The sequence below is a fragment of the Streptomyces sp. NPDC051243 genome (assembly GCF_044455405.1).
Classification (GTDB): domain Bacteria; phylum Actinomycetota; class Actinomycetes; order Streptomycetales; family Streptomycetaceae; genus Streptomyces.
This window is the reverse complement of sequence record NZ_JBITES010000001.1, coordinates 422,933-446,722: the sequence shown is the minus strand read 5'-3', so window position 1 is coordinate 446,722 and position 23,790 is coordinate 422,933. Positions and strand designations below refer to the sequence as shown.

At 71.0% G+C, this 23,790-nt stretch carries 18 protein-coding genes; 8 read left to right on the top strand and 10 right to left on the bottom strand.

The window, feature by feature from the left end; all coding sequences use genetic code 11:
- Positions 1 to 323 precede the first annotated feature (323 nt).
- Both ACIBAG_RS01980 and ACIBAG_RS01975 read left to right on the top strand, forming a co-directional pair.
- Positions 324 to 710 carry a hypothetical protein gene (locus ACIBAG_RS01980; protein ID WP_399099862.1) on the top strand — a complete coding sequence of 129 codons (387 nt, stop codon included), beginning with the start codon at positions 324 to 326 and terminating at the stop codon, positions 708 to 710.
- Positions 711 to 798: 88 nt separating this feature from the next.
- On the top strand, positions 799 to 4,959 hold the full coding sequence (locus ACIBAG_RS01975) for a PQQ-binding-like beta-propeller repeat protein (RefSeq protein WP_399100549.1): 4,161 nt from the start codon (positions 799 to 801) through the stop codon (positions 4,957 to 4,959).
- 65 nt (positions 4,960 to 5,024) lie between these two features.
- On the opposite strand, the gene ACIBAG_RS01970 is transcribed toward ACIBAG_RS01975, so the two are convergent.
- The gene (locus tag ACIBAG_RS01970) at positions 5,025 to 5,909 is read right to left on the bottom strand and encodes a LysR family transcriptional regulator (protein WP_399099860.1); all 885 of its coding nucleotides are present in this window, start codon (positions 5,907 to 5,909) and stop codon (positions 5,025 to 5,027) included.
- Between the two features lie 131 nt (positions 5,910 to 6,040).
- On the opposite strand from ACIBAG_RS01970, the gene ACIBAG_RS01965 reads away from it, so the two are divergent.
- The 5 genes from ACIBAG_RS01965 (at position 6,041) to ACIBAG_RS01945 (ending at position 11,493) form a co-directional block, all read left to right on the top strand.
- Complete coding sequence (locus tag ACIBAG_RS01965) at positions 6,041 to 6,712, top strand: succinate dehydrogenase (RefSeq protein ID WP_399100547.1); 672 nt, start codon at positions 6,041 to 6,043, stop codon at positions 6,710 to 6,712.
- Between the two features lies 1 nt (position 6,713).
- A complete protein-coding gene (locus ACIBAG_RS01960) occupies positions 6,714 to 8,666 on the top strand; it encodes a fumarate reductase/succinate dehydrogenase flavoprotein subunit (protein WP_399099857.1) in 1,953 nt (650 codons plus the stop codon).
- Positions 8,663 to 9,409, top strand: coding sequence for a succinate dehydrogenase/fumarate reductase iron-sulfur subunit (locus ACIBAG_RS01955; RefSeq protein ID WP_399099855.1), 747 nt, complete (start codon positions 8,663 to 8,665; stop codon positions 9,407 to 9,409). Before ACIBAG_RS01960 ends, ACIBAG_RS01955 begins: the two co-directional genes overlap by 4 nt.
- A 303-nt stretch (positions 9,410 to 9,712) precedes the next feature.
- Positions 9,713 to 10,483, top strand: coding sequence for a GNAT family N-acetyltransferase (locus tag ACIBAG_RS01950; protein ID WP_399099853.1), 771 nt, complete (start codon positions 9,713 to 9,715; stop codon positions 10,481 to 10,483).
- Between the two features lie 14 nt (positions 10,484 to 10,497).
- Positions 10,498 to 11,493 (top strand): lysophospholipid acyltransferase family protein, encoded by a 996-nt coding sequence (locus ACIBAG_RS01945; RefSeq protein ID WP_399099851.1) that lies wholly within the window; start codon positions 10,498 to 10,500, stop codon positions 11,491 to 11,493.
- A 311-nt stretch (positions 11,494 to 11,804) separates the two neighbouring features.
- Here ACIBAG_RS01945 and ACIBAG_RS01940 read toward each other — a convergent pair whose 3' ends face one another.
- Entirely contained in the window at positions 11,805 to 14,159 is a 2,355-nt protein-coding gene (locus ACIBAG_RS01940; protein WP_399099848.1) for an ATP-binding cassette domain-containing protein, read from the bottom strand.
- A 171-nt stretch (positions 14,160 to 14,330) separates the two neighbouring features.
- On the opposite strand from ACIBAG_RS01940, the gene ACIBAG_RS01935 reads away from it, so the two are divergent.
- Entirely contained in the window at positions 14,331 to 15,647 is a 1,317-nt protein-coding gene (locus ACIBAG_RS01935; protein ID WP_399099846.1) for a phytase, read from the top strand.
- Between the two features lie 25 nt (positions 15,648 to 15,672).
- Here ACIBAG_RS01935 and ACIBAG_RS01930 read toward each other — a convergent pair whose 3' ends face one another.
- The 8 genes from ACIBAG_RS01930 to ACIBAG_RS01895 all read right to left on the bottom strand — a co-directional run bounded on the left by ACIBAG_RS01930 (position 15,673) and on the right by ACIBAG_RS01895 (position 23,728).
- On the bottom strand, positions 15,673 to 16,671 hold the full coding sequence (locus ACIBAG_RS01930; protein ID WP_399099844.1) for an LLM class flavin-dependent oxidoreductase: 999 nt from the start codon (positions 16,669 to 16,671) through the stop codon (positions 15,673 to 15,675).
- Positions 16,672 to 16,705: 34 nt separating this feature from the next.
- A complete protein-coding gene (locus ACIBAG_RS01925; RefSeq protein WP_399099842.1) occupies positions 16,706 to 18,091 on the bottom strand; it encodes an FAD-binding oxidoreductase in 1,386 nt (461 codons plus the stop codon).
- A 132-nt stretch (positions 18,092 to 18,223) separates the two neighbouring features.
- Positions 18,224 to 19,897 carry a LuxR C-terminal-related transcriptional regulator gene (locus ACIBAG_RS01920; protein WP_399099840.1) on the bottom strand — a complete coding sequence of 558 codons (1,674 nt, stop codon included), beginning with the start codon at positions 19,895 to 19,897 and terminating at the stop codon, positions 18,224 to 18,226.
- A 72-nt stretch (positions 19,898 to 19,969) separates the two neighbouring features.
- Complete coding sequence (locus ACIBAG_RS01915) at positions 19,970 to 21,151, bottom strand: GTP-binding protein (RefSeq protein WP_399099838.1); 1,182 nt, start codon at positions 21,149 to 21,151, stop codon at positions 19,970 to 19,972.
- A gap of 5 nt (positions 21,152 to 21,156) precedes the next feature.
- On the bottom strand, positions 21,157 to 21,327 hold the full coding sequence (gene rpmF / locus ACIBAG_RS01910; protein ID WP_003996023.1) for a 50S ribosomal protein L32: 171 nt from the start codon (positions 21,325 to 21,327) through the stop codon (positions 21,157 to 21,159).
- A 93-nt stretch (positions 21,328 to 21,420) separates the two neighbouring features.
- On the bottom strand, positions 21,421 to 21,828 hold the full coding sequence (locus ACIBAG_RS01905; protein ID WP_399099834.1) for a (2Fe-2S) ferredoxin domain-containing protein: 408 nt from the start codon (positions 21,826 to 21,828) through the stop codon (positions 21,421 to 21,423).
- Between the two features lie 14 nt (positions 21,829 to 21,842).
- Positions 21,843 to 23,438 carry a cation acetate symporter gene (locus ACIBAG_RS01900; protein WP_399099832.1) on the bottom strand — a complete coding sequence of 532 codons (1,596 nt, stop codon included), beginning with the start codon at positions 23,436 to 23,438 and terminating at the stop codon, positions 21,843 to 21,845.
- Between the two features lie 2 nt (positions 23,439 to 23,440).
- Entirely contained in the window at positions 23,441 to 23,728 is a 288-nt protein-coding gene (locus tag ACIBAG_RS01895) for a DUF485 domain-containing protein (protein WP_399099830.1), read from the bottom strand.
- Between the last annotated feature and the right edge of the window lie 62 nt (positions 23,729 to 23,790).

Here is a 23,790-nt window from a genome sequence, read left to right as displayed (position 1 = left end):
CCCCCTGCGCGCAGGGAGCGCGGGCATGGACGTCACAGGCGGGGATCCCGCTGGACGCCGTACGCATCGCGGCCGCCACGCGCCGGTCCCGGACCTCGGCCTCCCGCCACTGACAGGCAGGCTCGCCCCCCGCGAAGCCCGGGACAAGGGTGGCTGCGCGCGGTCGGCCGGGGTCGGCGGTGAGCGCCGCGGGGGGGGGGCGGGGAGGGGAATGCATGTGCGTCCTGTAGGCCCTGAGGATGAACCGATCGCGAAGCGCATCCGGTGACAGCACGGGCGGCGGAAAGTGGGACCACCCGCCTTCGCATGCCCAGGAGCAGCAGATGATCGTGCTCGTATCGACATCCGACCCCCAGGGCGCCGACGAACTGCGTGATCTGCGCGCCGAATTGATCAGTGAGGCGGCGTGGCGCGGCAGGGTCGAACTGGTGGAGCAGCCGCCGGCCCCCGGCAGACTCGGGCCTGTGCTCGACGCGCTCCAGCTTGCGTTGGAGCCAGGAAACATCGCGCCTTTGCTGGCTGCCCTGGCCGCTTGGCTGCGATACCGGACAAGCGATGTGGAGTTGACCGTGCGCCGCACCGATGACGGTTCCACGGTCACCGTCTCGGGCAGGCGGGTGAGGCAGCTGGACGTCGTGGCACTGACGGCCCAAGTAGAGGAAATGACCGAGCGCCTGACCGACTCCGACCGGCACAACGTCGGTGGTTGAGCCCTCTCTGCTCGCCCTGTCGTCGCCGGGAACTCGGGTCCTCCTTGTGGGAACGGGTCGGCATGAGGGCAGTCCGCAGTTGCCCGATGTGCCGGCAGCCGCAACGTCGGTGCTGGACCTGGCACGCTGTCTCATCAACAGGTGCGGTGTGAGGCAGGAAGGGCTGTCCACGCTTGTCGATCCGCCGAGTCCGAAGGTGCTCGGCGACGCCGTCTGGCGCGCGGCGGAGGAAGCCGAAGACGTCTTCTTCTTCCATTACGTGGGCCACGGAGTGTGTTCGCCGGGTGGGGAACTCCATCTGGCGACACAGGCCACAAGAGATCTCCGCCAGGGACGCGCCGCCGACCAAGCCCTCGCCTTCTCGGAGATCAACGACGCTCTGGCGGCGAAGTGCAGGGCACGAACGATCGTCGTTGTTCTTGACTGCTGCTTCTCGGGCCGTGCACGTCCCCTTCCGTCGGGCGATTCGCTCCTTCTCACCTCTGCCACTCGTACGTCCTTCGCGCTTGCCCCGGACAGCCGTCGAACTCTGTTCACCGGCGAGTTCATCCGTCTGCTCGATGAAGGGGATGCCCATGGACCGCCACGACTGACGTTGGGCCGTGTCACGGACGTCCTGGATCGCCGGCTGACGCAGGCCCATCAGCCACCGATCGTGAGATACGAAGGCGGAGCCGGACGCCTGGTGCTGGCCATGAACCATGGGTACGTACCACCCGGGCCCCGGCCGATGCGGGCGCAGGACGCCACAGTGGAGGAGACAAGCCCGTATCTGGGACTGCACGCCTACGGCCGAACCGATGCCGACTGGTTCTTCGGCCGTGACGAGCTTGCCGAGAAGCTGCTGCGGAGCGCCTGCGCACAGCTCTCCCGGTTGAGCCCGCTCATCGTGACCGGAGCCTCCGGCGTGGGCAAGTCCTCTCTCCTGCAGGCCGGGCTGCTGCCCCGCATCGCCAGAGTCGGACTCGGCGTCGATCGCTCTGCCGGCTGGCCCCACGTCGTGTTCACGCCGGGAGACGACCCCTTGAGCGCCCTGGCCGAGAGCCTCGCTCGGTACTCCTCCGAGGAGGCTGAAACGACACGCTCGCTCCTTGTGGGGGACCGGCCCGAGGAGGCCCTGGACGGGCTGTCGGAACGGCACGCGGTCGTGGTGGTGGATCAGTTCGAAGAGCTGTTTGCCCTGGGCAGTGCCGAAGGCATGCGCGGCGCGTTCCTTCGTACGCTGGCCGCGCTCGCAGGTTCGGGCCGAGCCTTGGTGGTGATCGCCGTACGGTCCGACTTCTACGGGATCTGCACCGACCATCCCTGGTTGGCGAGCGGTGCAACCGAGTTCGTGCGCCCGATGACGTATGACCAGCTCCGATCATTGATCACCAGGCCCGCCGAGACTGCCGGACTGGTCGTGGAGCCGGAACTCACCGAGGTGGTCCTGAGCGACCTGAACGCCCATGCCTCCTCCCGGCGTCGCAGCGCGGTGCTCCCGCTGCTGTCGCATGCGCTGCTTTCGACCTGGCAGAGGCACTCGGGGCGGCGCCTGACCGTGGCCGATTACCTGGCAACGGGCAGAGTCGACGGGGCGATCGCCGCCACCGCCGAGGACGTCTTCGCTCGTCTGGACGCCGCCGGGCAAGGTGAGGCGCGGCGCATCCTCGTGGAACTGGTCAACGTCGCAGACGACATACCGGAGGACACGCGGCGTGTCGTCGACAGAACGGCGCTCGCTCTCGACGGGCCCGCCGTAGCCGCCCTCGACGCGCTGGTACGCGCCCGACTGGTCACCGTCGGCCGGGAGACCTCCAGTGACCGGGACACCGTCCAGATCTCCCACGAGGCCCTGCTGGAAGCATGGCCGCGCCTTGCCTCCTGGATCGAGGAGGACCGCCATGACTTGCTCGTCCGGCAGCGTCTTCAACGGAATGCAGGCGAATGGGCGGCCAGCGCCCCGCGCGACGACTCACTGCTGTATGAGGGCAGTCGCCTGGACGAGGTCGAGAATCTTGCCGAGCGCGTACGGCTCACCCACCAGGAAGAGGCGTTCCTGGCCGCGGCTCGTCGAAGGACACGACGGCGTACACGTCGGCTGCTTCAGGTCATTGCCGCACTGAGCGCCCTGCTCCTGCTCTCGGGTGCCCTGACGGTCTATGCCTTCCGGCAACGCTCAGCCGCCGTCGCCGAACGCCGCCTTGCGACCGGTCAGAAGCTCGCCGTCCAGGCCGAAGCAATTGACCACCAGCCGCTTTCCCTGCTGCTGAGTCTCGAAAGTCTGCGGCTGGCCCCATCGGATCAGGCCCGTGCGGTCCTGCTCCGCGGCATCCTCGACCCGCAGCGCAACACAGTCGAGCTGATCGGGCACAACGCCCCTGTGCATGCGGTCGCCTTCAGCCCGGACGGCAAGACCCTCGTCTCGGCCGGCGATGACCACACCATCCGACGCTGGAGCATGACCACGTCCGCCCCGCTCGGCCCACCGATCGAAGGTCATACCGATCCCATCGAGGCGTTGGCCGTAAGCCCGAACGGGCGTGTGATCGTTTCGGGCGGTGACGACACCACCGTCCGGCGCTGGGACGTCAACACGGGCAAGCCGATCGGACAACCACTGCGACGGCATACCGACAACGTGAAATCCGTGGCGATCAGCCCGGACGGCCGCATGATCATCTCAGCCGGCATGGACCGGACCATCCAACGCTGGAACGCCGCCACCGGGGCCCCGATCGGTCGCTCCCTCGTCGGCCACACCGACAGTGTGTGGTCCGTGGCCTTCGGCCAGGATGGAAAGACCATCTTCTCCGGCAGCTACGACGGGACACTGCTCCGCTGGGACGCCCGCACGGGCAAGCCGATCGGCCCACCTTTGCGAGGACACGTCGGACCGGTGGTGGATGTGGCCGTGAACACCCACCGGTCACTCCTCGTCTCCGCCGGACAGGACGGTACAGTCCGCCGCTGGGATCCCGTCACGGGAGCACCCCTCGGGAAGCCGCTCACCGGTCACAAGCTTCGCGTCGAGGCTGTCGCGGTCGCCCCGGATGGGAAGACGATCATCTCTGCCGGTCGTGACCGCACCGTCCGTTTCTGGAGCGCGGCCACGGGCAAGCCGCAGGGAAGGCCCATGGTCGGCCATCGCGATCAAGTGCGCTCCATCGCCGTCACCAAAGACGGCGCAGCCATCGCGACGGCCGGCCGCGACTATGCGGTGAGGCTGTGGGAGAAGACGCCGGGGCCTCCCGTCGGCCCTGCCCTTCGTGGAGTGGGAGACCAGTTCGTGAGGATCGCACTCGCCCCGGACGGGCGGACGATCGTCTCCGGACACAGTGACGGCTCGATGCGCCGTTGGGACGCCACCAGCGGATCTCCGATCGGCCAGCCCCTCAAGGGCCACCGCAAACAGGTCAGAAGCATCGTCTTCAGCCCCGACGGCCGGACCATCTTCTCCGCCGGCCAGGACGCCGTGGTTCGCCGCTGGGATGCCGCAACCGGTAAGCCCGTCGGGAAGCCTCTCACCGGTCACGACGAAGAGATCGACATGATCGCCTTGAGCCCGGACGGAACGATGCTCGCGTCAGCCGGCTGGGACGACACCGTGCGCCGCTGGGACGCCACCACGGGAGCCCCTGTCGGAAGACCTCTAACCGGCCATGTCGGCGACGTCGTCGACGTCCGGTTCAGTCTCGACGGCAAGACCGTCATCTCCGGTGGCCGTGACGGTGTCCGCCGCTGGAACGCGGTCACCGGGGATCCGGTCGGGGGCCTCCTCGCCACCGACAAGCCGGTCGAAGCACTGGATCTGAGTCCGAACGGAAAGATGATCGCGTCGGTCGACGGAAACACACTTCGCCGGTGGGACCTCACCACCGGTGCTGCCATCGGACAGCCCTTGACCAGCCGTGAGCACGCCCTGGTGCGCATCGCCTTCACATCCGATGGCAAGACCATCGTCACAGCATCGAGAAACGGCAACCTGCAGCGGTGGGACGCTGCCACCGGTGCGCTGAGTGGCGATGCCCTGTCCGACTATTTCGACAGCGTCGGCAGGATCGCGCTCGTCTCGGACGCCGAAACGATCGCGGCAGCCGGCCTGGACCAGAGCATCCGAGTCTTCCCCAGCAGCGTCGGTGAGTGGATCCGCCATGCCTGCAGACTGGCGAGGCGAAACCTCACCCGACACGAGTGGGACAAGTACCTCGGCCCGCACACGCGATATGAGCGCAGCTGCCCCGACCTCCCCGAAGGACAGGGCAATTAGGCAACGGACATGCGAGGCCGGGCAGGCCGTGGGCACAGATGCCTGCCCCACGCCTGTCCGTCCGCTCACCGCTCCAGCAGCATCCGCTGCAACTCCCGCGCCGCCCGCGGCGGAGCCACGTCGCTGCGGTGGGCCAGGGCGATCGTCCGGTGCAGCCCGGGCCGGGCCAGTGGCGTGACGCGCAGTCCGCGCCCCGATCGTGCCGCCACCATCCTCGGTACGACGGCGACCCCCAGCCCGGCCCGCACGAACCCCAGCACCGCGTCCATCTCACCGCCCTCGACCGCGAAGTCCGGTTCGAAGCCCTCGGCACGGCACGCGGCGACGGTGAGTTCCCGCAGGTCGTAGCCGTGCCGGAACATCACCAGGCGTTCGCCCTCCAGGTCGGCGATGCGTACGGTGCGCCGACCGCCGCCCGGGCGGGGTGCCTCGGGCGAGGAGACGACCACCAGGTCCTCGCGCAGCAGCTCCACGGTGGTGAGTGCGGGGGAGGGGGTCGGCAGGGGCAGCACGACCAGGGCCAGATCGAGGGCACCGCGGGCCAGTTCCCGGACCAGGTCGTGCGAGCCGCTCTCCTCGATCAGCAGTTGGATTCCGGGATAGCGGTCGTGGAAGGCGCGCAGCACATCCGGGAGCAGGCCCGTGCACAGGCTCGGCGTAGCGCCCAACCGGACCCGGCCGCGGCGTAGCTGCACGAGCTCCTGCACCTCATGCCGGGCGGTGTCCGCGTCGGCCAGGATGCGGCGGGCCAGCGGCAGCAGGGCCTCCCCGGCGTCCGTCAGCGTGATGTTGCCGCGGGCCCGCAGGAACAGGTCCGCCCCCAGCTCCCGCTCCAGCGCCTTGATCTGCTGCGACAGCGAGGGCTGCGCGACATGCACCAGGTCGGCGGCCCGGGTGAAGTGCCGGGTCTCGGCGACCGCCACGAAGTACTGGAGCTGCTGGAACTGCACCCGGCCATCATAGGCCTCTCATAGGGATCGCCTATCGAAACGAGCCGGACCATGTCTTGGACCGATGGGGTCGAACGGCCCTAGCGTCTTGAGTCATGGCTCTGGCAACGCGGACGGACCGACGGCCGTCCATGGCACGCACGGTGTGGGACTCCACCGTCGGCAAGAAGACCGTGATGGCGGTCAGCGGGCTGATCATGCTGCTGTACCTGGTCGCCCACATGATCGGCAACCTGAAGATCTACTTCGGCGCGGGCGAGTTCAACGCGTACGGCCACTGGCTGCGCACGGTCGGCGAGCCGTTCATGCACTACGAGTGGACGCTCTGGCTGATCCGCGTCGTGCTGGTCGTCGCCGTCGTCGCGCACGCCACCTCGGCGTACCAGCTCAGCCGCCGCGACATCAAGGCGCGCCCCAGCAAGTACGTGCACAAGAAGCGGCGGGCCTCCTACGCCACCCGCACCATGCGCTGGGGCGGCATCATCCTCGGCCTGTTCATCGTCTGGCACATCCTCGACCTGACGACCGGCACCGTGCACTCAGGCGGCTTCCAGGAGGGCCACCCGTACCAGAACGTCGTGGACACCTTCTCCACCTGGTACGGCAACGTCGTCTACATCGTCGCGATGCTCGCGCTCGGCCTGCACATCCGGCACGGCTTCTGGAGCGCCGCCCAGACCCTCGGCGCCAGCAGCCGCACCCGCGACCGGGCCCTGAAGACCGTCGCCAACGTCCTCGCGCTGCTGCTCACGGCCGGCTTCATCGCGGTACCCGTGGGCGTCATGACCGGAGTGGTGAGCTGACATGACCGCTGAATACACCGACTACGCGACCGGTGACCCCGTCGTCGACACCAAGGCCCCGTCCGGGCCCGTCAACGAGCGCTGGGACAAACGCCGCTTCGAGGCCAAACTCGTCAACCCCGCCAACCGGCGCAAACACACGGTGATCGTGGTGGGCACGGGCCTGGCCGGCGGCTCCGCGGGCGCCACTCTCGCCGAACAGGGCTACCACGTCGTCCAGTTCTGCTACCAGGACTCCCCACGCCGCGCCCACTCCATCGCCGCGCAGGGCGGCATCAACGCGGCCAAGAACTACCGCAACGACGGTGACTCCATCCACCGGTTGTTCTACGACACCGTCAAGGGCGGCGACTTCCGGGCGCGGGAGTCCAACGTGCACCGGCTCGCCCAGATCTCGGTGGAGATCATCGACCAGTGCGTGGCGCAGGGCGTGCCGTTCGCCAGGGAGTACGGCGGTCTGCTGGACACCCGCTCCTTCGGCGGCGTCCAGGTCTCGCGTACGTTCTACGCCCGCGGCCAGACGGGACAGCAACTGCTGCTCGGCGCCTACCAGGCGCTCAGCCGGCAGATCGCCGCGGGGAACGTCGAGATGCACCCGCGCACCGAGATGCTCGACCTGATCGTCGTCGACGGGCGGGCACGCGGCATCGTGGCCCGGGACCTCATCACCGGTCGTATCGACACGTACTTCGCGGACGCCGTCGTACTCGCCAGCGGCGGCTACGGCAACGTCTTCTACCTGTCGACGAACGCCATGAACTCCAACGCCACCGCCGTCTGGCGGGCCCACCGGCGCGGCGCCTACTTCGCCAACCCCTGCTTCACCCAGATCCACCCCACCTGCATTCCGCGCACCGGCGACCACCAGTCCAAGCTGACGCTGATGAGCGAGTCGCTGCGCAACGACGGCCGGATCTGGGTGCCGAAGGCCAGGGGCGACGACCGCCCCGCGAACAAGATCCCCGAGGACGAGCGCGACTACTACCTGGAGCGCATCTACCCGTCCTTCGGCAACCTCGTGCCCCGCGACATCGCCTCCCGCGCCGCCAAGAACGTCTGCGACGAGGGCAGGGGAGTGGGCCCCGGCGGACAGGGCGTGTACCTCGACTTCGCGGACGCCATCAAACGCATGGGCCGGGCGGCCGTCGAGGCCAAGTACGGCAACCTCTTCGACATGTACCAGCGGATCACCGACGAGGATCCGTACGAGGTGCCGATGCGGATCTACCCGGCCGTGCACTACACGATGGGCGGCCTGTGGGTCGACTACGACCTCCAGACCACCATCCCCGGCCTGTTCGCGATCGGCGAGGCCAACTTCTCCGACCACGGGGCGAACCGGCTCGGCGCGAGCGCCCTGATGCAGGGCCTGGCGGACGGCTACTTCGTCCTCCCGGCCACCATCAACGACTACCTCGCCCGCAACCCGCACCACGAGAAGGTCACCGACGAGCACCCCGTGGTCCAGGAGGTGCTGGCCGAGACCCAGGACCGGCTGGGCCTGTTGCTGGCTGTGGACGGTGACCGCACCCCGGACTCCTTCCACCGTGAAGTCGGCGAGCTGATGTGGGAGTTCTGCGGAATGGCGCGCACCGACGCCGGGCTGCGCAAGGCACTGGAGCGAATCCCGCAGATCCGCGAGGAGTTCTGGCGGCGGATCAAGGTCCCGGGCACCGGCGAGGAGTTCAACCAGTCGCTGGAGAAGGCCAACCGCGTCGTCGACTACCTGGAGCTCGCCGAGCTCATGTGCCTCGACGCGCTGCACCGCGCCGAGTCCTGCGGCGGCCACTTCCGCGAGGAGTCGCAGACGCCGGACGGCGAGGCGGCCCGCAAGGACGACGGGTTCGCCTACGTGGCGGCCTGGGAGTTCACCGACACCGGCGCCGCTCCCGTGCTGCACAAGGAAGACCTGGTCTTCGAGTACGTCCACCCCACCCAGCGGAGCTACGCATGAAGCTCACCCTGCGCGTCTGGCGGCAGAAGAACGCCGACGCCGAAGGCGCCATGTCCACCTACGAGGTGGACGGGATCTCCTCCGACATGTCCTTCCTGGAGATGCTCGACACCCTCAACGAGGAGCTCATCCTCAAGGGCGAGGACCCGGTCGCCTTCGACCACGACTGCCGCGAGGGCATCTGCGGCGCCTGCTCTCTCGTGATCAACGGCGATGCGCACGGGCCTGAGCGGACGACCACCTGCCAGCTGCACATGCGGTCCTTCCAGGACGGCGACACGATCGACATCGAGCCGTGGCGGGCGTCGGCGTTCCCGGTGATCAAGGACCTGGTGGTGGACCGCTCCGCCTTCGACCGGATCATCCAGGCCGGCGGTTACATCACCGCGCCGACGGGTGCCGCGCCCGAGGCACACGCGACGCCGGTGCCGAAGCCGGACGCCGACCTCGCCTTCGAGCACGCCGAGTGCATCGGGTGCGGCGCGTGTGTGGCGGCCTGTCCCAACGGGGCGGCGATGCTGTTCACTTCCGCCAAGATCAACCACCTGAACGTGCTGCCGCAGGGGGCGCCCGAGCGTGAGACCCGGGTGCTGGACATGGTGGCGCAGATGGACGAGGAGGGCTTCGGCGGCTGCACGCTCACGGGCGAGTGCGCCACCGCCTGCCCCAAGGGCATCCCGCTGATGTCGATCACCAGCATGAACAAGGAGTGGCTGCGAGCCACGCGGAAGGTGAAGCGGTAGTTCTCGCCGCACAACAGACGTTCGCCGGCACGTGCGGACGGGCGGGGCCGGGAGTGGTGCTCCCCGGCCCCGTCTCGCCTTTTTTCGCTCGCCAGGTGAACAGCACCGGACCGCTCGGCTGACCGGTCGGGCACTGGAATGTGGACGACCGGTACGAGTTCACGCCGTTCAACATCCGCACATCCGCTCTCCTGGCACAGGTCACGCGTACGCCAACCGGCATAGGAAGAACAGGGGCGGCACCACGCACCGCTCGCAACTGCCCGCCGCTCGCCGTCCCCGGCCCGTGACCAGGAGTAAGCCATGACCGGCGTACTGACCGTCGACCGTCCCCCGCAGCCCACGGCACCCACCAGGTACACCGTCGGCCTCGCCCGCAACGAGGAGGACGTGCGCGCCGCCCAGCGGCTGCGGCACGACGTCTTCGCCGGCGAGATGGGCGCCCTGCTGGCCACCCCTCAGCCGGGCCTGGACATCGACGCCTTCGACGCGTACTGCGACCACCTGCTCGTCCGCGAAGAGGTCTCCGGCCAGGTCGTCGGCACCTACCGGCTGCTCCCGCCGGAGCGGGCCGCGGTCGCCGGCCGACTGTACTCGGAGGGCGAGTTCGACCTCACCAGGATCGACTCCCTGCGCCCGAACCTGGTCGAGGTGGGCCGCTCCTGCGTCCACCCCGACCACCGCGACGGCGCGGTCATCAGCCTCATCTGGGCCGGCATCGCCCGCTACATGGTCGACCACGGCCACGAGTGGCTGGCCGGCTGCTGCTCCATCCCGCTCGCCGACGGCGGCACGCTCGCGGCCGCGACCTGGGACCGGGTGCAGGCCAAGCACCTGGCCCCGGAGGAGTACCGGGTACGGCCGCTGCACCCCTGGCAGCCGTCCGCCCCCGTCCCCGCCACGCGCATCGAGCTGCCCGCCCTGCTGCGCGGCTACATCCGCCTGGGCGCCTGGGTCTGCGGCGAGCCCGCGCACGACCCGGAGTTCGGGGTCGCCGACATGTACGTGCTGCTGTCGATGCGCCGGGTCAACCCGCGCTATCTGCGGCACTTCCTCTCGCTCGTCCCGGCGTGACGGACGGGGCGGCCATGAGCACCTCCTCCCTCGGTGCCGTGGGTGTCTCCACGGCGACCGCTCCCAGCGCCGGGGCGACCGGCGCACCGGCCGCGCGTGCCCACGCCGTCGAGGTGGCGACCCTGTGGCGGCCCAGCGCGCCCTGCACCCCGCGGACGTGCGTGGACGCGACGGGACCGGCCAGGGCCGTGCCCCTGGCCGCCCTGCGGCTCGTGGCGGTCCTGTTCCTGCTGATCGCCGGGTTCGTAGCCAGCCCGCTGGGCGGCCGCATACCCTCGCGGCTGATACGGCGCTGGTGCCGCTGGGTCGTGCGGGCCTCGGGGGTCCGGGTGCGGATCGACGGCGGCGCCGCGCCCGACGGCGGGCTGCTGCTCGTCGCCAACCACGTCTCCTGGCTGGACATCCCGCTGCTCGCCGCCGTGCGCCCGGCCCGGATGCTCGCCAAGTCGGAGATCCGGGACTGGCCGGTGGCGGGCTGGCTGACCGCCCGCAGCGGCGCCCTGTTCATCGACCGGGACCGGATCCGCGCACTGCCCGACACGGTCGCCCGGATCGCCGAGGCGCTGCGGGCTGGCGAGGCGGTCACCGTCTTCCCCGAGGGCAGCACCTGGTGCGGTCGCGCCCAGGGCTACTTCCGCCGGGCCGCCTTCCAGGCCGCCCTCGACGCGGAGGTGCCCGTGCAGCCGGTGCGTCTGCACTACCGGCTGGCGGGAGGCGCGCCCAGCACGGCGGCCGCCTTCGTCGGGGACGACTCGCTGCTCACCTCGGTGTGGCGGGTGACGAGGTCCCGCGACCTGGTCGCCGAGGCGGAGGTGCGCGAGCCGATGGCACCGGGCAGCCGCCCCGACCGCCGCTCGCTGGCCCGCGCGGCCGAGGAGTTCGTCCTGGTCGGGACGCACCGGGCCGAGGATGCCGGCCCGCGGAACACCGTGCCCTTCCCGGCCGGCGGTGGCAGCCGGGCGACCGAACAGGCGTCGGCGGCACCGGCGCGCGAGGCTCTGACGGCCTGACGCGGGTATCAGGCCCTCGCGGGCGGACATGGGCGCGGGACCTCACGGTGCGGCCCGGGTGACGGGTGACGGGTGACGGATGCCTGGGCACGATCCGGCGCGGGGTCGCACGGCGTGACGCGCGCTGGAGCTCGGGGCATGACGCGCCCTTGCGGCTCTCGCAGAGTGACATGCGCGCGGGAGCTCACGGCGTGACCCGCTCGCGGGAGGTGCCCGGGCGTGATCCGGGCGCGGGGTCGCGGAGCGTGCGCGCCCTGAGCCTCAGGGCGTGACGCGCGCGAGGCCCCGTGGCATGCCCCGAGCGTGCGCCCTCACCCCATGACCCGGGCGAGATACGGCGCTGTGGCGCTGCCCCCCGCCCGTGCCACCTCAGCGGGCGGACCCGCCGCCACGATCCGCCCGCCCGCGTCGCCGCCGCCCGGGCCCAGGTCGATCACCCAGTCCGCGCCCGCGACGACGGACATGTCGTGCTCGACGACCACGACCGTGTGCCCGGCGTCGACGAGCCCGTGCAACTGGCGCATCAGCACCTCGACATCGGCCGGGTGGAGTCCGGTCGTCGGCTCGTCGAGGAGGTAGAGCGTGTGGCCGCGACGGCCGCGCTGCAACTCGCTCGCCAGCTTGATCCGCTGGGCCTCGCCGCCGGACAGCTCGGTGGCGGGCTGCCCGAGACGCAGATACCCGAGGCCCACGTCGAGCAGCGTGCCGAGGCTGCGGGCCACGGCCGGGGTGTCCGCGAAGAACTCCGCCGCCGCCTCGACCGTGAGGTCCAGGACCTGCGCGATGTTCCGCCCCCGGTACACCACTTCGAGCGTCTCGGGGTTGTAGCGTGCCCCGCCGCAGTCCGGGCAGGGCGCGTACGTACTCGGCAGGAACAGCAGCTCGACACTGACGAACCCCTCGCCCTGACACGTATCGCACCGCCCTCCCCCAGAGGGGGTACCCCCAGCGACATTGAAGGAGAACCGCCCGGCACCGTAAGCACGCGCCCGCGCCTCGTCGGTTGCCGCGAACACCTTGCGCACCACGTCGAAGAGGCCGGTGTAGGTGGCCAGATTGGAGCGCGGGGTACGCCCGATCGGCTTCTGGTCGACCGACACCAGCCGCCCTACCCCCGCCAGTTCCTCGGCGATCTCCCCGATGAGCGTGGACTTGCCCGATCCCGAGACCCCCGTGACGGCGGTGAACACGCCGAGCGGGAACTCGGCGGTCACCCCGCGCAGGTTGTGCCGGGTGACCGGGCCGACCTTCAACCTGCCGCGCGGGGCGCGCACTTGGCGCAGGGCGGCAGGGGAGTCGTCGAACAGGAAGCGGGCCGTCGCCGAATCCGCGACGGCCGCCAGCTCGGCCACCGGCCCGCTGTGCAGCACCCGCCCGCCGTGCTCACCGGCGCGCGGCCCCACGTCCACCAGCCAGTCGGCGCCCCGCACGACATCGAGATGGTGCTCGACCACGAACACCGTGTTCCCGGCCGCCTTCAGCCGCGCCAGCACCCTGAGCAGCGCCTCCGTGTCCGCCGGGTGCAGTCCGGCAGACGGCTCGTCGAGGACGTACACCACACCGAACAGCCCGGACCTGAGCTGGGTCGCGAGTCGCAGGCGCTGGAGTTCGCCGGCCGAGAGCGTGGGGGTGGCCCGGTCGAGGCTGAGATAGCCGAGGCCGAGCTCGACGACGGGCCCGATCCGGGTCCTGAGGTCCTCGGTGAGGACCCGGGCCGTCTCCGACGAAGCCGCCCCGTCCAGCGTGGCCGCCAGCTCGGTGAGCGCAAGCCCGGCCAGCTCGGCGATCGTGCACCCCGCGAAGGTCACCGCCAGCGCCTCGGGCCGCAGCCTGCTGCCCCCGCACGCCGGGCAGGGCGCGGAGACGAGGAACCGCTCCGCCCTGGCCCTGAGGGTCGGGCTCTTGGAGTCGGAGAAGGTCTTCATGACGTACCGCCGGGCGCTCATGTAGGTGCCCTGGTACGGCCGTTGGATGCGGTCCGCGTCGCGCACCGGGTGGACGGTGACGACCGGCTGCTCGTCGGTGAACAGGATCCACTCCCGCTCCTCGGCGGGCAGGTCGCGCCAGCGCCGGTCCACGTCGTGGCCGAGCGCGTCGAGGATGTCGCGCAGGTTCTTGCCCTGCCAGGCGCCCGGCCACGCGGCGATCGCGCCCTCGCGGATGGACAGCGCGGGGTCGGGGACCAGCGACTCCTCGGTCGTACGGTGCACTCGGCCGAGTCCGTGGCACTCCGGGCACGCCCCGGCCGCCGTGTTCGGCGAAAAGGCGTCCGAGTCGAGCCGCTCGGCGCCCGGCGGATATTCACCGGCGCGGGAGTACAGCATCCGCAGGGAATGGGAGAGGTTGGTGACCGTGCCGACCGAGGAGCGGGACGTCGGTGCCGAGCGCCGCTGCTGGAGGGACACGGCCGGCGGAAGCCCGGTGATCTCGGCGACCTTCGGCGCGCCGACCTGGTGGATCAGCCTGCGCGCGTACGGCGCGACCGACTCGAAGTAGCGGCGCTGCGCCTCGGCGTAGACGGTGCCGAAGGCGAGCGACGACTTCCCCGACCCCGACACGCCGGTGAACACGGTCAGCACATCCCGCGGAATGTCGACGTCCACGCCCTTGAGGTTGTGCTCGCGGGCGCCGCGTACACGGACGTACGGGTCGTGTGGGGAGTGCATTCGGCAGGTGCTCCGGGCGGGGCGGGTGGAGGGTCGTGGGCAAACCCCGCGATTGTATGCGAACCAGACGCGGCGCCCGCAGGAGCCATCCGAAGTTCACGGCGCCGTCGGCTCACCCACACCGGCCACCCATAGCGTCTCGCCAGTCTCTCTTCCAACCGAGGAGTATGCGTGAGCGCTTCCGCTCTGAGCACTCTCACCACCGCGCTGCTGATGGTCACGGGCGCCTCCGTCCCGCAGCCGGTCTCCGTCTCCGCACGCGTGGAGACCCCCGCCGTGTACGACGACGAGGCGGGCGGCAACGCCGACGCCGACGACCCGGCCGTCTGGGTCGACCCCGACAACCCGGGCCGCAGCCTCGTGATCGGCACCCTCAAGGAGGCCGGCCTCGACGTCTACGGCCTCGACGGGAAACGCCTCCAGCACATCGCCGCCCCCGCCGCGCCGGGCGAGGACGCCGCGCCGGGCCGCTTCAACAACGTCGACGTCGTCTACGGCTTCGAACTGGACGGCGAGAAGACCGACTTGGCCCTGGTCAGCGACCGCGGCCGGGACCGGGTCCGGGCCTACGCGATCGACCCGGCCGCCGTGGCGGCGGGCCGGCCCCCGCTGAAGGACGTCACCGCGGCGGACGCCGCGCCGGTCTTCTCCGCGAGCGAGGCCGAGGTCGACGACCAGCGCACCGCCTACGGTCTGGCCGCCTTCAGCGACGACGACAAGGCGTACGTCGTGGTGTCGCGCCGCTCGGAGACCCGCGTACGGCTGCTGCAGCTGGAGGACCGGAACGGCCGCGTCGGCTATCGGACCGAGGACACCCTCGACCTGCCGGGCTCCTTCACCCTGCCGAACGGCGACAGCTGGACCCCGTGCGCCGACCCCGGTGACCACGCGCAGGTCGAGGGCATGGTCGTCGACCAGGAGGAGCACGTCCTGTACGCGGCCCAGGAGGATGTCGGGCTGTGGCGGGTCGAGCTCGACGACGAGGAGTTCGAGCGGCCCGAGCTGATCGACCGGGTGCGCGAGTACGGTACGCCGTGGACGTACGACGCGGAGGAAGAGGAGTGCGTCCTCGACACCGCGGGCGACCCCGGTTACGGCGGTGAGCACCTGAGCGCCGACGCCGAGGGTGCCGCGATTTACCACACCGGCGACGGCAAGGGCTACCTGCTCGCCTCCAGCCAGGGCGACAACACCTTCGCCGTGTACGAGCGCCAGGGCGGCAACGCCTACCTCGGCTCCTTCGCCGTCACCGACGGCGTCGCCACCGACGGCGTGCAGCACTCGGACGGAACCGCCGTCGTCAACGTGCCGCTGGGCCGCTCCTTCCCCAAGGGCCTGCTGGTCACCCACGACGGCGAGGCCACGCCCGCGGACGGCGACCGGGAGGGCACCGACTTCAAGTTCACGGGCTGGGAGTCGGTGGCCGGCGCGTTCCCGAAGCCGCTGACGATCGACACCACCTCGTTCGACCCGCGCGACACGGACTGATCCGACGGCCGGAGGCCCGCCCGGGTCATGCGTTCACGATCCGGGCGAGCCTGCGGTACGAGTCCACCAGCGCCTCGCGGTCGTACGTACTGGTCGTGACCAGCACTTCCTGCGCCCCCGTCTCCTTCAGCACCGTCTCCAGCTCGTGCGCGACCTGATCCTCCGTGCCCGCGATGTGCCCGGCCAGTCCGCCCTCGTAGAAGCCGCGCTCCTTGCCGGTCATCGTGAGCGACTCCACACGCTCGGCGGGCGGCAGCGGCGGGAAGGTGCCGTGCGTGCGCGAGTACGCCATCGACCAGGCCTCCGGCACGAGCAGACGCCGGGCCTCCTCGGGCGTGGCGGCCACCGCGACCGTGCCGGAGATCACGACGTACGGCTCACCCGCCCACGGGGAGGGCCGGAAGTGCTCGCGGTAGTGGTCGATCCCGCGCCGCATCTTCTCCCTGTTCCTGAGGTCGCCGATGACCATCGGCAGCCCCGCGCGGGCAGCGATGTCCGCGCCCTCGCCCATGGCCAGCACGAACGGCGGCACGGTCAGGCCCTCGGCGGGACGCGCGTGCACCCCGGTGGGCGAGGTGCCGCGGAACCAGCCGAGCAGCTCCTGGATCTGCGCCGCGAAGTCCTCCGCGTCACCCTTGTCCCGCCCGAGCGCCTTGCGCACGCCGTCCGTGAAGCCGACGGACCGCCCGAGCCCCATGTCGACACGGCCGGGGAAGAGCGACTCCAGCACCCCGAACTGCTCCGCCACGACCAGCGGTTGGTGGTTGGGCAGCATGACGCCGCCGGTGCCGACCCGGATGGTGCGGGTCGCGGAGGCGACGGCGGCGGCCAGCACCGTCGGGGCGGAACCGGCGACGCCGGGTACGCCATGGTGCTCCGAGACCCAGATGCGGTGGTAGCCCAGCTCCTCCAGCTCCCGCGCCAGCGTCACGGTGTCGCGCAGTGCCTCGGCGTTCGTATGGCCTTCCCGGGTGCGGGAGCGGTCGAGGACGGAGAAGCGGGTCGCCGCGATCACGGAGCTCATACGGGGTTCAACACCGTCACCGCCGCAGGATTCCTCAGGGCGCGATGTTGTGGTTCAGACGGAACAGGTTGCCCGGGTCGTAGCGCCGTTTCAGGGCGGTCAGGCGCGCGTGGTTGCCGCGGTAGTTGGCCCGGACGCGGTACTGGTCGTCGCCGTCGATGAAGTTGACGTAGCCGCCGTCCATGGAGTGCGGTTCGAGCGCCCGGTGGAAGCCGCGCACCCAGCCCTTCTGGGCCTCGCAGTCCGCGCGCGTGGTGAACGTCCCGCTGAGGGCGATCGAGTAGTCGGCGTCCCGGTAGGAGAAGGCGGTCTCCTCGGGTCCGACGCGGCGGAAGGCGCCGTCGAGGGGATAGACGACCGTCACGCTCTGGATGGAGGGCGTGGTGGCGCCCTGTTCCACGAGGGCGTCGATCGCGCCGTCCGGCAGGCCCTGGGTGAACGTGCCCTTCCAGTAGTGGTAGAGCCCGGCGGGCACCAGGTCGTCGAACAGGGTGTTGATCACCGGGTAGGGCATGCGCTCCACGTGCCGGCCCAGCACCGGTCCGAGCGCGGCGACCCGGTCCCGGACCCGGCCGTCCTCGTCCTGAGGCCCGGTCCAGCAGGCGATCACGCCGCACAGCGGCCGGCCGTGCCAGCGCTCGGGCAGGAAGGGCACCGGCGGACCGAGTCCGACGACGAGCAGCGCGCCGAGGTCGTGGTCCGCCTCCGCGACGAGCTCCCGGTAGCGGCGGATCACATCGCCGTCGAGCGGGAAGAAGGTCGGTCCGCCCAGGACGTCCGCGACGGGGTGCAGCCGGTAGGCGAAGGACGTGACGACCCCGAAGTTCCCGCCGCCTCCGCGCATCGCCCACATCAGGTCGCTGTTCTGCTCGTCCGTGCAGGTCAGGAAGGCTCCGTCGGCCGTCACCAGGTCCGCCGAGACCAGGTTGTCGCACGCCAGGCCGCAGCGACGGGTCAGATATCCCATGCCGCCCCCCGTCGTCAGGCCGCCCACGCCGGTGGTGGAGACGACTCCTCCAGTGGTGGCCAGCCCGAAGGCGTGCGTGGCGTGGTTGACGTCCGCCCAGGTGCAGCCGCCCTCCACCCAGGCCGTCCGCGTGTCGGGGTCGACGCGGATGCCGCGCAGCAGAGCGAGGTCGAGCACGACACCGCCGTCGCACGTCCCGTAGCCCGGGACGCTGTGGCCGCCGCCGCGCACCGCAAGCGGCAGGCCCTGGTCGCGGGCGAAGTCCACGGTGGCGATGACGTCGCCCGCGTCGACGGCCCGCACGATGATCGCGGGCCGCCTGTCGTGCATCGCGTTGTAGACCTTGCGGGCCTCGTCGTAGTCCGGGTCGCCGGGCTCGACGATGTCGCCGCGCACGGCTCCGCGCAGCCGCTCCAGCAGCCGGTGGTCGAAGGTCGGTGTGTAGGTGGTCATGGCCGCCACCTTCTTTCCACTCCTGGGGCGGGAAGGGGTACACCACTGGTCTACGCACCGAGCGGGGGCGTGGGCATCGCCGGAACCGCCCAATCCGCTGGACCGGGTGTGGGTGGAACGGCCCATGCGCCCTCAGGTGAGGCCGTGCGTGTACGCGTACGCCGTCGCCGCCGCCCGCGAGGACACGTCGAGCTTGGCGAAGATGTTGTTCAGGTGCCGGGCGACGGTGTGCTCGCTGATCACCAGTTCCGTGGCGATGGCCCGGTTCGTGCGGCCCGCCGCGACCAGCCGCAGCACCTGGATCTCGCGCTCGGTGAGCCCGCCGGGCTGCCGTCGGCGCACATCGGCGAGCAGAGCGGCGGCCCGGCGCCTGTCGGGTACGGCTCCGAGCTGCCGGAAGACCTGCTCCGCCGCCCGCAGCTCCATGCGGGCACCGTCCTCGTCCCCGGCGGCCCGGTCGGCGGCCGCCAGGATCATCCGCACCTGGGCTGCCTCGTACGGCACCCGGAGTTCCAGCCACAGTGTCAGCGCCCGGTGCAGCAAGGGCAGTGCGCGATCGAGGCCACGGGCCGAGAAGGCCACCGCGCCGGCTGCCGCGGCCGCGCTCGCGTGCAGGATCGTCGTCTCCGAGCCGCACTGCCGCTGCCAGTCCAGGGCCATGGACCGAAGCTCCTGCGCGGCCGTGCGGGCCTCGGCCGTCCGTCCCAGCGCCAGCGAGACCTCCACCTGGGCCGCGAGCAGCCCGCACCGCTCGAGACCATCGGCTTCGGACCCGCCCGCCAGCGCGAGCCGCAGCGCGCCCGCCGAGGCGTCGGCCTTTCCCTGGGCCAGCCGCAGCAGGGCGAGCCCGGGCTGCGGATCGCGGCCGAGCTCATGGGTGCGGTCGTACGACTCCTCGGCCGCCGCGAGATCGCCGCGCCGCCGCTGGATCTGGCCGACCAGGTAGACCGCCTCGGCGGCCATCCGCCGCTCGTAGGGCAGCAGTTCCGCGCAGGTGCGCTCGGCCTCGGTCAGCGCCTCGGCCCAGCTGCCCCGCAGCTCCAGCACCTGGACCCGGTGCACCCGGCACAGCCCGCGGTAGTTGTTCTCCTCCGGCATGGACGCGCACCACCGCATGGCCGCGTCGGTCCATTCGGCGGCGCGTTCGAGATCGATGCACGCCATGGCCTGCTGGAGGCCGAGGCAGTAGGTCCAGCCGGTGAAGAAGGAGCTGAGCTCACCCGCCATGGCCGAGCACATGGCGTCATCCAGCAGATCGAGTCCGTCGCGCAGGCGCCCCTGGGCCACCAGCACACCCACCTGCGCCTGCACACTCATGGCCAGCAGATCCGGGCTGCCGCAGCGCCGTGCGATCCCCGCCATGCGCCGGGCCGAGGCCATCGCCTCGTCGAACGCACCCCGCTCCTGAGCGGCCTCGGCATCGACCCAGGCGAGGTAACACTGCTCGACGCACTCCGGCTCGCTCCGCAGCTGCGCCCGCGCCCGGCGCAGCCAGCCGGCCGCCACGGCGGTGCGTCCGGCGAGCTGGTGCTCGTAGAAGAGCAGCCAGGCCATGAGCGCGGCCTGCCGGGCCGCGCCCGTCGCGACATACCCGGAGTAGGCCCGCATCCGCTGGACGACCGACTCGTCGATCCGGCTCGTCCACCAGGCGGCGTCGGCGAACGCGGCGCAGTCGTCGGGGGTGAGACGGGCCGGATCCACGCCGCCCAGCAGCCGGTACGCCTCGGCCCACGCCTCACGGGCGGCGGCGTCCCTGGCCCGCCGCAGGGTGTCCGCGGCCGCCCTGTCGATCGTCCGCTCGGTCACCCGCGGCTCCCTTCTCGCGCTCTGCGAGCAGGACCGGCCCCTCACCAGGATAGGCACCGGGTGTCGGGGGAGTCAGTGAGCGGACACCTGGAGCTCGGCCGTGTGCTCGTGTTCGCAGGCGTCGTCGACACCGTAGGTGTCCCAGGCCGGGAACGGGTCGCCGGACGGCACGCCCTCACCGTCGGCCATGAGGCAGTCGGCCAGAGCCGCCCGCAGTGCCTCCTCGCGCAGCTGCGTGCCGATGAAGACCAGCTCCTGCGCGTACGGTGCGTCGGTGTCCCGCGCGGCGCTGGGCTCGAAGCGGGCGACGGAGCCGGCCTGCGACCACAGACCCGTCACGCGCGGGCGGCTGGCGAGGGTGAAGAACCCCTTGGACCGCAGCACCTTCCCGTAGGCGCCGCTGTCGAGCCGCTCGGTGACGAAGGTCCACAGCCGCCCGGGATGGAAGGGCGCCGCGGAGCGGAACACCGTGGAGGAGATCCCGTACTCCTCGGTCTCCGGCACGTGGTCGCCGTTGAGCTCCCGCACCCAGCCCGGCGCCTGCTGGGCGCGCTCCAGGTCGAACAGCCGCGTGCCGAGTACCTCCTGGAGCGGCACCTGTCCGCGTACCGCGTCGACGAGCCGCGCGGCGGGGTTGAGCCGGCGCAGTGCCGCCCGCAGCCGGTCCGCCGTCACGTCGTCCACCAGGTCCAGCTTGTTGAGCACGATGACGTCCGCGAACTCGACCTGGTCGACGAGGAGATCGCTGACGGTGCGCTCGTCCTCCTCGTACTGGTCGAGGCCGCGCTCGGCGAGTTCGTCGCCGCTGTCCAGCTCGGACAGGAAGTTGGCGGCGTCGACGACCGTGACCATGGTGTCCAGGAGGGCGAGGTCGCCGAGGGTGGCGCCGTCGTCGCGGGCGAAGGCGAAGGTGGCCGCGACCGGCATGGGTTCGGAGATGCCGGAGGACTCGATGAGGAGATGGTCGAAGCGGCCCTCGCGGGCGAGCCGGTCGACCTCCTCCAGCAGGTCGTCGCGCAGGGTGCAGCAGATGCACCCGTTGGTCATCTCCACCAGGCGCTCCTCGGTCCGCGACAGCGCGGCCTCGCCGCCCCGCACCAGCGCGGCGTCGATGTTGACCTCGCTCATGTCGTTGACGATGACCGCCACACGCAGTCCCTCGCGGTTGGCGAGGACATGGTTGAGCAGAGTCGTCTTGCCCGCCCCGAGGAAGCCGGACAGGACGGTGACGGGCAGACGGCTGTCGTACGGCATCCCGGTCAGCCCTCGGGGCGCAGCAGACCGCGCTCGTACGCCTTGACCAGGTGCTGCGGCACGAGGTGGCTGACGCCGTCGATGGTGACGGGCACGAGCTGGGGCGTGCTCGCCTTCCACTGCGCGCGGCGGTGGCGGGTGTTGCTGCGGGACATCTTCCGCTTGGGGACAGCCATGACGGACCTCCTCGGTGGGTGAACACCGAGGACGCTACCTGAAAATGGATCCCATTAACAATTGGCCGGGAGTTGCCGGGGGTCGGTCCGGGGTCAGCGACGTGACCGCACCCGGGCGTCCCGTGGTGGCCGGATGAACTGCAGCTCCAGCGTGACGGGCGGCTCCGCGAGGCCCGGTCCGCCGGCGGCCGCCCACCGCACGACGTCCTCCGTGCTGTCGTCGTCCATGGCGAAGCCCACCCAGGCGGGCCGCCCGCCGGCCCGGCGCCCCGCGGCCGACGGCTGGACGACGATCACGTTGGCCTGGTCGCAGGGGCCGAGGCAGTCGGTCGTACGGACCTGGAAGCCGTGCTCGGCTCCCGCGGCGCGCAGTCGCTCCAGCTGCCAGGCGTGATCGGTGCCGGGGTGCTTGCCGGGATCGCCGCAGCAGCAGCCCCGGCAGACGACGAGCGTGCAGGGGCGCTCGCGGGCGGCGCCGATCAGAAGCGTTCGGTTAGGCATGCCAGAAGCATCCCCTACTCCTTCGCACCCACCAGCATCCGCACCTCGAAGTCCGCGTAGGCGGCGTCCTCCTGACGTTCCTGACGACTGCTCAGCACGCTGCCGAGCCAGCCCAGCAGGAAGCCCGCCGGGATGGAGACGATGCCGGGGTTCTGCAACGGGAACCAGGCGAAGTCCGAGTCCGGGTAGAACGAACCCGGCGCGGAGGAGACGACGGGGGAGAACAGGACCAGCAGGACCGAGCAGATCAGCCCGCCCCAGAGGCTGAGCAGCGCTCCTTCGCCGGTGAAGCGGCGCCAGAACAGCGTGTACACGATCGTCGGCAGGATCGCGGACGCCGCGATGGCGAAGGCGAGGAAGGCGAGCGTCGCGGTGTTGGCGCCCCAGGAGATGAGGGCGAGCATCATCGCGAGGATGCCGATGACGGCCGCGGACAGCCGGGCCACCATCAGTTCCTCGGTCTCGCTCGCGCGGCCCCTGCGGATCACCTCTCCGTACAGGTCGTGGGCGAGGGACGACGCGGCGGCGAGGGTGAGGCCGGCCGCGACGGCGAGCAGCGTCACGAAGGCGAGGCAGGACAGCAGGGCCGTGAGGATGCCGCCGCCGAGGGCGTTGGCCAGCAGCAGGACGGCCGAGTCGCCCTTGTGGTCCGTCTCCGCGATGGTCTCCCGGCCGACGACGGCGGTGGCGCCGAGGCCCAGGACACCGGCCGCCAGACATACCAGGCCGACCAGGCCCACCGCCCACACGACCGAGGAGCGCAGGACGTCCACCTTGCGCGGGGCGAGCAGCCGCATCAGTACGTGGGGGAGGGCGGCGAGGCCGAGGACGATCGCCAGTTCCAGGCTGAGGAAGTCGAGTTTGCTGGTGGTGCTGACGCCGTAGCGCAGTCCGGGTTCGAGGAACTGTGTGCCGGTGCCGCTGTTGTTCGCGGCCGCGGACAACAGGGCGCCCGGGTTCCAGTCGTAGTGGTGGAGCACCATGACCGCGGTGATCGTCACGCCCGCCACCAGCATCACGGCCTTGATGATCTGGATGACCGTGGCACCGGGAGCGCCGCCGATGGCGGCGTACACGATGACGATGGTGCCGATCACCACCACGCACAGCGTTCGGGTCCCGGCGCTCGGTTCGCCGGTGAACTGCGTCAACAGGGCCATGCTGCCGACGAGTTGGGCCACCAGGTACAGGGTCGTGATGGCCAGGGTGCACACGGCCAGCGCGAGCCGCGCCGGGCGTTGCAGCCTGGTCAGGCGCAGGGCCAGTGTGTCGCCCAGTGTGAACCTGCCCGCGCGGCGCAGGGGTTCGGCGACCAGCAGCAGCACCATCATCCAGGCGACGACCGTGCCGCCCAGGTACAGCAGGCCGTCGTATCCCGTGAGGGCGACCAGGCCGGTACTGCCCAGCAGGGTCGCGGCCGAGAGGTAGTCGCCGCACATGGCGAGGCCGTTGCGCAGCGGGGACATCGTGCGGTTGCCGAGGTAGAACTCGCTGATCTCGTCGCGCTGAGGGGCCGTCAGCAGCGCCATGAACAGAGTGACCACGACCACCGACAGGAACAGCACGAACGTCAGTTGCAGGCTGAACCGGTCGACGATGCCTTCGGACATGGTCACCACGTGCGGTACCCCCTGGGGGCGGGCGGGGCGGATGGGGCGGTCGGCCGTGCCGTGTGCCGGTCCAGGCGGGTGGCGAGGCCGCGGGCGAGCGGGTCGACCCGGGTGCGCATGTGGCGGACGTAGCACCAGGCGGTCACGCCCATCACCACGAACTGGCCGAGGCCCAGGGCGAGGCCGAGGGTGAGGTGACCGAGCAGGCGCTGGTTCATCAGGCCCGGGACGGAATGCGACAGAAGTACGTACAGCAGGAATCCGCCGACCGACAGGAGCGTCGCACGCACTCCGAACCTGCGCTGGGCCCTGCGCAGTAAGTGAAATTCCGGGCTTTCGGATATATGCGGAG

Coding starts and splice junctions, on each gene's coding strand:
- ACIBAG_RS01980 (WP_399099862.1), top strand. CDS start 324: ATGATCGTGCTCGTATCGACATCCGACCCCCAGGGCGCCGACGAACTG.
- ACIBAG_RS01965 (WP_399100547.1), top strand. CDS start 6,041: ATGGCACGCACGGTGTGGGACTCCACCGTCGGCAAGAAGACCGTGATG.
- ACIBAG_RS01960 (WP_399099857.1), top strand. CDS start 6,714: ATGACCGCTGAATACACCGACTACGCGACCGGTGACCCCGTCGTCGAC.
- ACIBAG_RS01955 (WP_399099855.1), top strand. CDS start 8,663: ATGAAGCTCACCCTGCGCGTCTGGCGGCAGAAGAACGCCGACGCCGAA.
- ACIBAG_RS01950 (WP_399099853.1), top strand. CDS start 9,713: ATGACCGGCGTACTGACCGTCGACCGTCCCCCGCAGCCCACGGCACCC.
- ACIBAG_RS01945 (WP_399099851.1), top strand. CDS start 10,498: ATGAGCACCTCCTCCCTCGGTGCCGTGGGTGTCTCCACGGCGACCGCT.
- ACIBAG_RS01940 (WP_399099848.1), bottom strand. CDS start 14,159: ATGCACTCCCCACACGACCCGTACGTCCGTGTACGCGGCGCCCGCGAG.
- ACIBAG_RS01930 (WP_399099844.1), bottom strand. CDS start 16,671: ATGAGCTCCGTGATCGCGGCGACCCGCTTCTCCGTCCTCGACCGCTCC.
- ACIBAG_RS01925 (WP_399099842.1), bottom strand. CDS start 18,091: ATGACCACCTACACACCGACCTTCGACCACCGGCTGCTGGAGCGGCTG.
- ACIBAG_RS01915 (WP_399099838.1), bottom strand. CDS start 21,151: ATGCCGTACGACAGCCGTCTGCCCGTCACCGTCCTGTCCGGCTTCCTC.
- rpmF (WP_003996023.1), bottom strand. CDS start 21,327: ATGGCTGTCCCCAAGCGGAAGATGTCCCGCAGCAACACCCGCCACCGC.
- ACIBAG_RS01905 (WP_399099834.1), bottom strand. CDS start 21,828: ATGCCTAACCGAACGCTTCTGATCGGCGCCGCCCGCGAGCGCCCCTGC.
- ACIBAG_RS01900 (WP_399099832.1), bottom strand. CDS start 23,438: ATGTCCGAAGGCATCGTCGACCGGTTCAGCCTGCAACTGACGTTCGTG.